Raw genomic sequence first — 9,970 nt, forward strand, 5'->3', positions numbered from 1 at the left:
GTATATTTTCTATTATTACTCTTAACTAAATTTATAGTACTGTCTAATTTTGTTTTATTTGAGAATACTAAATCTTTTGCAAAAAAATCAGTCTTTTTATATACAAAATCAACAGTTGTATTAATTATATTTACTTTTTCATCAAATTTAGTTTTAGCATTATTTATTGGATTTAATAAATAAATACCTTCATGCCCTAGTCTTATATTAAATTTTATTTGATCTATTTTTTCATGTTCATGATCTAAAACTTCATAAAATTCATGACCTCTATTTTTTTCAGTATTATAGTCATAAGTAAGACTTAAACTATTTTTAAAATTATTTTTTTCATTTAAATTATTTACTTGTAAACCGTTATATAAATAACCTGTTAAAACTGTGTTTTCATCCAAAGCATATTTTAGATAAGTTCTATTTTCAACTAGTGTTGGAATATAGAAATCATATGTTGTAAATTTAGGCTTAACTGTTAAAGATAAATTCTTTTTAAAAAGATGAGTATGATCTACATCTAAAACTATACTATTATGATATCTTCTCTCATCTCCATTATATGAAAATGGAAATAATGTTAATTTTACATTTGAATATTTATTTGGCTTATAAAATATTCCTAATTTAAGTTGTAAGTCATCAGTTTCTTTTACTGGTTTAGTAGAAATAGCATTTTCTAACCCCAAAGTATTTGGGTCATGATGGTGTTCATGATCTTTTTCAAAAATACTATGTTCATGTCCAAATAATGTATCATCATGTTCATGTGGAGAATGAAAATGATCTTTACTTAAATGTATAATATCGGTAGATGGTGTTTCATAATTATTACCTTTTTTTTCTAATTCAAAACCTTTTCTAAAATCTTCAATTAATCCCTCAGGTTTTGTTTTTACATGTCTATACACTTCATTACTTTCTTTTATATCTCCTCTTTCTCCCCTAACTTTAAAAAAATATACGAATTTATCTCTATGAGTTCTGATTTTCAAATCTATAGGAATATATTTAATCGATAAATTTTGTCCATTAAAATAGTTTGTGTCTACACTTGATTTCATGTCAAAATGAACAGTTTTACTAACTTTTGCATTTGATAAAATTGACAAGAAAAATGCAAACAAAATTAATTTTTTTTTCATTTTATTACCCCCTTTTATTTTATTACTATAACAACTATATATAAAAAATAAATAAATAGCAATAGCTCTAAATCGGTTATTTTTTAGTTATTTTTTTCATTTTATATTTTAAGACTTAAATTTATTAACTTCATATTATTTCAATATTTTTAGTTATTTTTCAGTTATAAAAAAATGCTAACTACAATATAGTCTTATAATTAGCATTTTCATATTCTTAATTCTTAATTTTTACTTCTTAAATTCAAATCTTTCTTTATTGTCTATCAATTTTCTTTCAGTTAAGTTACCTGCAAATTTCATTAATTGACTAAACATTTTATCTGCATCTTTTTTAACCATTGAAGTTTTTTCAGCAAATATCTTATTCGCATATTGTTCTGCTTCTTTTTTACTCATTTGTGATATTTTCTTATCTTCTTCTTTTTGTTTAGCTATAAAATCTTTTTCCATACCAGACCAATGTTTTCTTATACCTGGAGTATAGAAATCTCTATTTTCTCTTGCTACTATGTGTAATGATTTCATTGCCCAGTATATTGAATTTGGTTCATATTCATTATTATCAACACGATATGTCATAGGCACTTTTGATATATTTTCATAAAATGGAACATAAACTGAATGTTCCGCTGTTCCCATAGATAACCACATAACACTTAATTTGTCTTTTCTCATTTGTATAACATGAGATTCAAGTGTTGATTCATCACCTATTGGTCTTACTTTTCCTTTATTTTTTGCTATATTAGCATCAAATTCAGTTCCTTCATATCTATATCTTAAAAAATTCATAACGTCTTCAACTGATATTTTTTTATCTGGTTTTCTAAATAATTCATAAGTTGCATTTTCATCATATTTTACTGGTGAAGATGGAGTAAAATAATTTTGTCCTTGTTGTATTCTCACTACATTATATGGACTATTTTCTTCTCTATAAGTTAAAGCTAAATGGAATTTACCATTTTTACCATTTTTTGCTAATTTATGTTTTTTTGGTAAATTTTCAATATCTTTTGATGCTATAACATCTTTGTCATTGAAATTATAATTTCCTAAATAATATGCATTAGGAAAAACTGCATATGAATCATCAGGAACTTTTACTGCAACATATTGATGACCTGTGTATATTTCCATATACCACATTTCATTTTTGTCAGCAACAACTAATATATTCCCTTCTCCTGCTCCAACTTTATCAATTATGTTTGCAATAATTTTAATACCATCTCTTGCATCTTTAGCACTCATTAAAATTAATGATGCCATATCAGGTTCTGTTATTCCACCTTTAACATATGGATCATGTTTTAAAATTGCATCATTAGCATTTGCTGAAACTGTCGTTGAAGCAGACACACCATTTTCATTAAATCCTGCTTCTCCAAACACTCCACCTGATGGATCAGAATCAGGTAATATAGAATATTTTAATGTTTTTCTTGGCATTGGCCACTTAAACCCTGTATCTGGATTAACAAACATTTCTCCCCTTTTATGAATTGCCGGTTTCATAATAACAAACTTTTTCGGATTTACTCCCTTTAAATCTTCATTTCTAGCACTTATCATTGAACCATCTACTGTTGCATTTTTACCTGCAATAAATGCTGTACAAGCTATTGCATATACTGCTGCAACAAACATACCAATTGTTAGCATAGTTTTTTTCACTTTAATCACTTCTCCTAAAAAATGGGATACAATTGCAAATACAAGTTGTACCCCTTAAATTATTAAATTTTATAAAATAATCATTGCTAGTGTAAGGATTATAATATTTAATACAAATATTATTCCTACTAACTTCATAACCCATTTAATATATGTTGAAAATTCTATTTTAGCAGTTGATAATCCACCCATAACAACACCTGAAGTTGGAGTTATTAAGTTTATTAATCCACATGCTCCTGAGAATATCATTATCATAACTTCTGGACTGTAACCTAATTTAGCAGCCAATGGTCCCATTATAGGCATTGAAACTCCTGCTAATCCTGAAGTTGATGGTATTAAGAATGATAATACCATATATAGTAAGTAAGATGCTGGTGCAAATATATATGCTTGTAATCCAGACAATCCTGATGATGCTACATTTAATATATATTTATCTAAATAAGTTGCTTGCATTAATACAGAAACTCCACGAGATAATGCAATTACTAATACAACTGATAATATGTCAGCAGCACCTGCCATAAATGAATCAACTGTTTCTTTTTCACTAAATCCATTTATAACTGCTATTACTATACCTGCAAAAGTAAACCACATAGATAATTCTCCAAAATACCATTCTCCTAATGAAGTTCCTGTTAAATATGATGACCATCCTTCAAATATATGAATATCATATTCTCCCCAAGCAATTAATGATAAAATCATTATTACAAATGTGAATGCGAATACTACCAATGTGAACTTCTGTCTTCCCGTAAATTCAGTATTTTCAAAATTTACATGTCCAAAAGATTTTTTCATATCTTCTTGTTCTTGTAATGATAAGAATATAGAACCTTTATCAGCTTTAACTTTTTTAGCGTATCTCATTACATATATAGTTGCTGCTATTAATGAAGTAATCCATAATATTACCCCTAATAACATTACTTTACCATTACTAACTTCTATACCAGTAGCATTAATTGCTCCCATAGCAACTCCTGTCGCAAATGGATTAACAGTAGAACCTAAAACCCCTACTCCTGCTCCTAATAAGATAGTAGCAGCACCTACTAAACTATCAAATCCTGCCGCAACCATAGTAGCACATATTAAACTATAAAATGCTATTGTTTCTTCTGCCATACCATATGTAGATCCTCCAATAGAGAATAATGTCATAAGTATAGGTATTAAAATTATTTCATTTCCTTTTAATTTTTTTACTAATGCTGCTATACCTGCATCTAATGCACCAGTTTTAGTAACTATACCTAAAAATCCACCTAGTAATAGTACGAATACACATACATCTACTGCATCCTTAAATCCATTAAATGGAGCCATAAATACTGTTGCTAATGTTGCTGGAACAACTCCATCTACTACACTTGAATTTTCACTTATCATTTCAGCAGTTACACCTTCTGATAATCTAGGTAGTAAATAAGTTAATATTGCTATTATTATTAATAGTATAAATATTATTGAATATGCCGATAATGATTTACGCTCTTTTTTATTGCTCATACACTTATCCTCTTTTCTATTTTTTTATTACTGTACCTGTTTCTCCCTTTAATGCTATGCTAGCATTTTCAAGTGAAGTTATTATTGCTTCCCCATTAGAATTATTAACAAATTCTAAACAAGCTTCAACTTTAGGTAACATTGAACCTTTTGCAAAGTGTCCTTCTTCTATATATTTGTTTGCTGTATTAACATCTAATACATCTAATTCTTGTTGATTAGGTTTATTGAAGTTTATACATACTTTATCTACTGCAGTTAATATTACTAATTTATCTGCATTTAAGTCTTGGGCTAATTTAGCACTTGATTTATCCTTATCAATTACTGCATCTACACCTTTTAAACCATTTTCAGTTTGTATAACAGGTATACCACCACCACCAACAGTGATTACTATATTACCTGCTTCAACTAATTGTTTAACTATTTTTAATTCTACAATTTCAATAGGTTTAGGTGAAGCCACTACTCTTCTATAACCACGACCTGCATCTTCAACAAATGTAAATCCTTTTTCTTTTATTATTTCATCTGCTTGTTCTTTATTATAGAACATTCCAATAGGTTTAGTTAAATTTTTAAATGCTGTGTCATTTTTATCAACTAATACTTGTGTTACTATTGTTGCTACTTCTCTATCTAAGTTTTCTTTTTTCAACTCTTCTCTTATTGCTTGTTGAAGATGATAACCTATATAGCCTTGACTCATAGCACCACACTCTGCAAAAGGCATATATGGAGTCTTAACTTCTCCATTTGCTGCATAATCCATTGCTAAGTTTATCATACCTACTTGCGGTCCGTTTCCATGTCCTATTATTACTTCATGTCCCTCTTTGGCCATAGAAACTATAGCTTTAGCAGTACTTTTAACTAATTCTAGTTGTTCATTAGGGTTTTTACCTAATGCATTTCCTCCTAAAGCTATAACCAATCTATATTTTTTCATTTATTATTTTAATGTTGCATACATAACTGCTTTTATTGTATGCATTCTATTTTCAGCTTCATCGAAGACTTTTGATTGAGGGCTTTCAAATACTTCGTTTGATACTTCCATTTCAGGTATTCCGAATTTATCATTTATTTCTTTACCAATAGTTGTATTTAAGTCATGGAATGATGGTAAGCAATGTAAGAATATTGCTTCATCTTTCGCATATGACATAGCTTTTTTATTAACTTGGTAAGGTTTTAATAATTTAATTCTTTCTTCCCATACTGAATCTGGTTCTCCCATAGATACCCATATGTCAGTATAAATTACATCAGCATCTTTACAACCTTTTGAAACTGATTCTGTAAATGTTAGACTTCCACCATTTTGTTTTGCGATTTCTTTACATTTAGCAATTAAACTAGCTTCAGGTTTTAATTCTTTTGGTCCACATGCTGTAAAGTTTAATCCAAGCATTGAACAAACAACCATTAATGAGTTAGCAACATTATTTCTAGCATCTCCCATAAATGTAAAGTTTAATCCTTTAAGATATCCAAAGTTTTCTTCTATTGTTAACATATCTGCTAACATTTGAGTTGGATGATATAAATCAGTTAAACCATTCCATACAGGTACTCCTGCATATTTTGCTAGTTCTTCAACTAATACTTGGCTAAATCCTCTGTATTCTATACCATCATACATTCTTCCTAATACTCTTGCTGTATCTGCTATACTTTCTTTTTTACCCATTTGTGATGAACCCGGATCTAAGTAAGTTACTCCCATTCCTAAATCCATTCCAGCTACTTCAAAAGCACATCTTGTTCTTGTAGAAGTTTTTTCAAATAGTAAAACTATATTTTTTCCTTCTAAATATTTATGTGGTGTTCTAGTTCTTTTTAATTCTTTAAATTGTCTAGATAGCTTTAATAAATCTCTAACTTCTTCTGATGTGAAGTCTAATAGTTTTAAAAAACTCTTTCCTTGTAAATTTTTTGGCATGTTTAATTTTCCTTTCGCTTTTTAATTTTTATATATTTTTATTAGTCTTCTCTAACAAGTGGCATTGACATACATCTAGGACCTCCACGTCCTCTTGATAATTCAGCACTTGGCATTTCTATAACATTAATTCCATGTTCTCTTAATAAAGCATTAGTAACTTCATTTCTGTCATAAACAATAACTGTTCCTGGAGCTATACATAATGTATTAGAACCATCATTCCATTGTTCTCTTTCGGCAACTATTCTATCTCCACCACCACAAGGTATTAATATTGCTTTTCTACCTATATGTTTAGTTAAGATTTCTTCTAGTGTTCCTATATGTTCAGTAACTTTAACATTATCTCCATCTCTTGTTAATTCAAACACTCTTAATGTTCCAAGTATTCCTGGGTGAACACTAAATTTGTCATGGTCTATTTGAGTAAATACTGTATCTAAGTGCATAAATGCTCTTGAAACAGGTATATCAAATGCTAATATTGTTTCTATATGTGAATTTTTTTCATCAAATAATAAATTTTTTGCAACAAGATCTATAGCACCAGCTTCTGTTCTTTGAGAAATACCGATTGCTAAAACCTTATCGTTAATATTTAATACATCCCCACCTTCAATATGGAAAGGATTAGTTCTATCATAGAACATTGTTAATTTCCCCTTATAATCTGGGTGATAATGGAATACATAATAAGCATAGATTGTTTCTCTATTTCTTGTTACAGAGTACATTCTATTTAAGATAACACCATTTTGAACTGATGCAAATGGGTCTCTTGTAAAGTATAAATTTGGCATAGGATCTAGTATAAGTTCAGTTGGATCTTCTAAATGACTTACTAAATCACATCGTTCTATACTTAATTCAGAGTAATTAACACCTTCCATAGTCTTCAATACCATTTCTTTAGTGTCTTTATAGCTCATGAATAAGTCAAGAAGTGCCTTTTTATGACTCTCAAGTTTTACGCCTCCTTCATCAATAAATTGTTTCAAGAATTGAATCTTCAATTCCTCTGATGTATCTAGTGTTTGTGCCACTAAATCTTCTAAGTAAACTACTTCTATTCCATTTTCTCTCAAAATTCTTGCGAACTCATCATGTTCTTTTTGAGCAACTTTCAAGAATGGAACATCGTCAAATAATAGTCTTTCTAATGAATCTGGTGTTAAATTTAATAATTCATTACCAGGTCTGTGTAGTAAGACTTTTTTTAATGTTTTGATTTCACTTCTTACGTTAATCATAACTATACCTCCTAATTAAAATTTATACTATATTTTAACATGATTTTTGAAATAAGCAATAGCATTTCCAAAAAAAAACAGGTATTTAAAACATTATAAATACTAAAAAAATTAAATATAACGGTTTTAATAATATTAAAAAAAGCAATTAAAACTTTTTTGTTTAATTACTTTTGTTAATTTATTTAAAATTTCACACCTATTGAAGCTGAAACAGTTCCAATTGGTTTAAGTTTAAGTTCACCTATTTTATTTCTTTCTAATATACCTCTTACTCCTAATTCTATATTAGTTGTAAATGCCTTATAGTCTAATCCTAATACATATTCTGTTCCTACTGCTAATGCATTTCCAAATTCAAATTTAGACTTAGACTCACCTGATATTATATATTCTTTTTGCCTTATTTGTAATACATTTCCTATTAAAAGTTTTAATCCTTGCCTAACAGATATATTATTACCTGCATTTACTTTTAATTGTGGTATTACATATGACAATGAGTAAAAATCCGTCTCAAATTTACCACTAGTAATACTTTTTATATCTAATTCTAATAATCCACCACTAGTTATAATAAAACCTAAATTTTTTCCTGATACTATATTCCAAGCATGATCAAATTCTATCTTGGCATTAGGAACTGTTGAAACATTTTTACCTGAAATCGTAGTTTCAGTAACATATGTTAGACCGCCACCTATTCTATATGAATAATAATTATTGGAGTCATTTCCATCATTAGAAAATGTAATCAAATTTAATATTATTGTAATAAATATAAGTGCAATTTTTTTCATTTTTATCTCTCTACCTCCTAACTATTTTAAAACTAACATTTCTACATCTTTGGCTATCATCATTTCTTCATCAGTTCTTATTCTATAAATTCTGACACTTGATTCTGGAAGTGATATATCTCCATCTTCTCTTAATTTATTTTTTTCTTCATCTAACAAAATATTTAATGCTTTTAATTTTTCACAAACTTTTAATCTAGTTTCAGGAGAATTTTCTCCTATTCCGCCTGTAAATACTATTGCATCTATTCCTTCTAATTCTACAAAATAACTACCTATATATCTTGAAACTCTATTTGAATACATATCAAATGCAAGTACAGATTTTTCTTCTCCTTCTAACATTAATCTAGTCATTTCTCTATTGTCAGAACTTCCACATATTCCAACCATACCAGATTTTTTATTTAAAATATTAAATACTTCATCTAAACTATAACCTTTTTCAACTAAAAATTTCACTATACTTGTATCTATGTCTCCACTTCTAGTTCCCATAGGTATTCCTGATAAAGGGGTAAATCCCATACTTGTATCAATAGACTGATTATTTCTAACCGCTGTTATAGAAGCCCCATTACCTAAATGACAAACTATTATTTTACTATCTTTTTTATTTAGCATTTCATTTGCTATTTTACTAACATATTTTACAGAAGTTCCATGAAATCCGTATTTTCTAATTCCATATTTTTCGTAAAATTCATATGGTATAGTATATAGGTATTTTTCTTTTTTTATAGTGTTATGAAATGCTGTGTCAAACACTGCTATATTTTTTTTGTTTGGCATTAGTTTCATACATAATTTTATACCTTTTATATTGGCAGGATTATGTAATGGTGCTAAATCTTTTATTTTTTCTAATTCTTCTATTATTTCATCAGTAACTATAACTGCATCTTTAAATTTTTCTCCACCATGTACAACTCTATGTCCTATTGCATCAATCTTATCTAATTCTATTAAAGAAATTACAAATTTCAAAGCATCTTCATGATTTTCAAAATATTTCATTTCATCTTTTACTTTAATTTCTTTAATATTATCTACATAACTATACATAGAATCTTTTTTAGTGATTCTTTCGCAAATACCTTTTAATAATACTGATTTTTTCAAAGTATCTATTACTTGAAATTTCATTGACGAACTACCACTGTTTAATACTAATATTATCATTACTTCCTCCCTTAATTTAGAAAACTCTAACTTAATAAGGTTAGAGTTTTTATATCTCATTATTAAGTATACTATAATTTTAATATATTTCAAGTCCTAGATATTTATTTTTTTTTCATTCTATTTTTTATTTTATCTAATATTTTAGAATATTTTTTAGATTTCATACTTGGAAATGCTTTTAAAATTCTCTTATATTTATTATAGAATTTCTCTATCATTTCATTTTTAGTGTCTTGATATTTTAATACTCCAGTTGTAATTTTTTCGCCCATTCCATCTGAAATTTTTTGTATATTTTTTTCTATATTATCTAATTCTTGTAAATTTTTATCTATTCCAATAACTTGTATGATGGTGATTACAAAATCAACTATCATCATAATACCGAATATTATTATAAATACAAGAATAATTCTTTTAGGTACTGCTTTATAAATATTA

The 9,970-nt window shown here is 27.6% G+C and carries 9 protein-coding genes; all 9 read right to left on the reverse strand.

The features are described from left to right. Positions 1-1,139: hypothetical protein (locus AWT72_RS06930; RefSeq protein ID WP_197407627.1), on the reverse strand; the 1,139-nt coding region annotated here is incomplete at its 3' end. Positions 1,140-1,370: 231 nt separating this feature from the next. Further along, positions 1,371-2,819 (reverse strand): C69 family dipeptidase, encoded by a 1,449-nt coding sequence (locus AWT72_RS06935; RefSeq protein ID WP_082680582.1) that lies wholly within the window; start codon positions 2,817-2,819, stop codon positions 1,371-1,373. Between the two features lie 69 nt (positions 2,820-2,888). Next, positions 2,889-4,343: a YfcC family protein gene (locus tag AWT72_RS06940; RefSeq protein WP_067142856.1), complete on the reverse strand. Its 1,455-nt coding sequence runs from the start codon at positions 4,341-4,343 to the stop codon at positions 2,889-2,891. 16 nt (positions 4,344-4,359) lie between these two features. Then, the gene (arcC, locus tag AWT72_RS06945) at positions 4,360-5,295 is read right to left on the reverse strand and encodes a carbamate kinase (RefSeq protein WP_067142859.1); all 936 of its coding nucleotides are present in this window, start codon (positions 5,293-5,295) and stop codon (positions 4,360-4,362) included. 3 nt (positions 5,296-5,298) lie between these two features. Next, the gene (gene argF, locus AWT72_RS06950) at positions 5,299-6,291 is read right to left on the reverse strand and encodes an ornithine carbamoyltransferase (RefSeq protein ID WP_067142862.1); all 993 of its coding nucleotides are present in this window, start codon (positions 6,289-6,291) and stop codon (positions 5,299-5,301) included. Between the two features lie 41 nt (positions 6,292-6,332). Then, positions 6,333-7,544, reverse strand: a complete 1,212-nt coding sequence (arcA, locus tag AWT72_RS06955) for an arginine deiminase (RefSeq protein ID WP_067142865.1) — start codon at positions 7,542-7,544, stop codon at positions 6,333-6,335. Positions 7,545-7,729: 185 nt separating this feature from the next. Next, positions 7,730-8,344 carry a hypothetical protein gene (locus AWT72_RS06960; protein ID WP_067142868.1) on the reverse strand — a complete coding sequence of 205 codons (615 nt, stop codon included), beginning with the start codon at positions 8,342-8,344 and terminating at the stop codon, positions 7,730-7,732. A gap of 21 nt (positions 8,345-8,365) precedes the next feature. Next, positions 8,366-9,526 carry an acetate/propionate family kinase gene (locus AWT72_RS06965; RefSeq protein WP_067142871.1) on the reverse strand — a complete coding sequence of 387 codons (1,161 nt, stop codon included), beginning with the start codon at positions 9,524-9,526 and terminating at the stop codon, positions 8,366-8,368. A gap of 104 nt (positions 9,527-9,630) precedes the next feature. Then, positions 9,631-9,970 (reverse strand): hypothetical protein (locus AWT72_RS06970; RefSeq protein WP_197407628.1); only part of this gene is annotated, 340 nt, incomplete at its 5' end.

The sequence above is a fragment of the Oceanivirga salmonicida genome (assembly GCF_001517915.1).
Classification (GTDB): Bacteria; Fusobacteriota; Fusobacteriia; order Fusobacteriales; family Leptotrichiaceae; genus Oceanivirga; species Oceanivirga salmonicida.

Excerpts from the sequence above, each read along its gene's own strand:
- AWT72_RS06940 (WP_067142856.1), bottom strand. The coding sequence starts at position 4,343 with ATGAGCAATAAAAAAGAGCGTAAATCATTATCGGCATATTCAATAATA.
- arcC (WP_067142859.1), bottom strand. The coding sequence starts at position 5,295 with ATGAAAAAATATAGATTGGTTATAGCTTTAGGAGGAAATGCATTAGGT.
- argF (WP_067142862.1), bottom strand. The coding sequence starts at position 6,291 with ATGCCAAAAAATTTACAAGGAAAGAGTTTTTTAAAACTATTAGACTTC.
- arcA (WP_067142865.1), bottom strand. The coding sequence starts at position 7,544 with ATGATTAACGTAAGAAGTGAAATCAAAACATTAAAAAAAGTCTTACTA.
- AWT72_RS06960 (WP_067142868.1), bottom strand. The coding sequence starts at position 8,344 with ATGAAAAAAATTGCACTTATATTTATTACAATAATATTAAATTTGATT.
- AWT72_RS06965 (WP_067142871.1), bottom strand. The coding sequence starts at position 9,526 with ATGATAATATTAGTATTAAACAGTGGTAGTTCGTCAATGAAATTTCAA.